The sequence below is a fragment of the Streptomyces sp. NPDC020681 genome (assembly GCF_044334895.1).
Classification (GTDB): Bacteria; Actinomycetota; Actinomycetes; order Streptomycetales; family Streptomycetaceae; genus Streptomyces.
Genome location: NZ_JBIRTX010000079.1, coordinates 1 through 1,329 on the forward strand (window position 1 = coordinate 1; position 1,329 = coordinate 1,329).

A 1,329-nucleotide genomic window follows, 5' to 3' on the forward strand; every position below is an offset into this window, starting at 1 on the left:
GGCGCGGCGCACAGGTGCTGATCGGCGATCCCGGCCGCAGCTATTTGCCGAGGGACAGGCTGGACGAGCTCGCCACCTATGCAGTGCCGGTAACGCGCTCGCTGGAAGACGCCGACATCAAGAAGAGCACGGTGTGGCGGCTGAGGTCTTTTACCGACGGCCGTTGAATCTGACCCGTCGTCATCAACTCACTTGCTGCGAGCTGGTTTGAGCCCTGTGGTCGCGGATTTTGGCGTTTGCGATGACGAGGAGTTTTCGCATGACGGCGGTGATGGCGACGATTGGTTTTTTGCCGTTGGCGAGGAGACGGTTGAAGAACGTCTTGATCTGCGGGTTGTGCCGGGCTGCGACGAGGGCGGCCATGAAGAGCGCGCGTTTGGCGGCCGGTCTGCCCCCTCGCGTGGCGCGATAGGCGTCGCGCGCGCCGCTTTGCCTTGGATGGGGGGCCAGGCCCGCCAGCGCCGCGACCTTTCGTCGATCCAGCGATCCCAGCTCAGGCATGAGGGCGATGATGGCTGGAGCGTTGGTCTTGCCGAACCCCTTGATCTTGCGCAGGAGCTCGACCTCCCCGGCCAGCTCCGAGCCTTGGCTCAGGAGTCCGGCGATGTCGGTGTCGAGGCGTGCGATGGCGCAGTCGATGGCCTTGACGAGGTCGGCATGGACGGTGGTGACGCAGGTCGGAGCCTGGCTGCGGTTGTGGAAGGCGGCCCGTGCGGCGACGAGGTCCTGGCGGGCCAGGACCAGGGCCTGAAGCGTGGCGCGGGCCTTATCCGGGGCGCGCCATCGCGGCAAGGCGGCATCGCGCTCATGGCCATAGCGCGCGAGCCATTTGGCATCGATCGCATCGCTCTTGCCGAGCACGCCATAGGACTTGATGAAGGCCTTCACCTTTCGCGCATCGGCGCGGTGGGCGGGGATGCGCCGAGCGAGCAGGGCCGACAACAGGGCAGCCTCATAGCCCCCCGTCGCCTCGCAGACCACCAGACAGGTTGGATCGAGCGCGGCCGCGAAGGCGGCAAGGCTCGCGGGCGCGTTGTCGATCTCCCATGACCTCGGGGCGGCGGCGTCATGCACGGCGATCGTGGCCTTGCCGACATCGCAGCCAATGAAGCGCGACACGGTGACGATTGGGCTCATCGGCGATATCCTGCAGCGGCTTGAGATTGTCTGCGGGCGTTCTCGCAAAAGAGGCCCAGGCAACTCATCAAGCGTGGCGGGTGGCGCAGAGACGACCCCGATGACGACGGGCGTCAAACCCGATTGCGAGACGGCCGGTCTCTGCACGCCGTGGTCCGGGGCGGTGATCCCGGACCACGGCGTCCCTCAGGG

Annotated in this window: 1 protein-coding gene; it reads right to left on the bottom strand. The window is 66.7% G+C overall.

What is annotated here, in order from left to right:
- Positions 1-183: 183 nt before the first annotated feature.
- Positions 184-1,137: an IS110 family transposase gene (locus tag ACH4YL_RS40775; protein ID WP_398512595.1), complete on the bottom strand. Its 954-nt coding sequence runs from the start codon at positions 1,135-1,137 to the stop codon at positions 184-186.
- Positions 1,138-1,329: the final 192 nt, after the last annotated feature.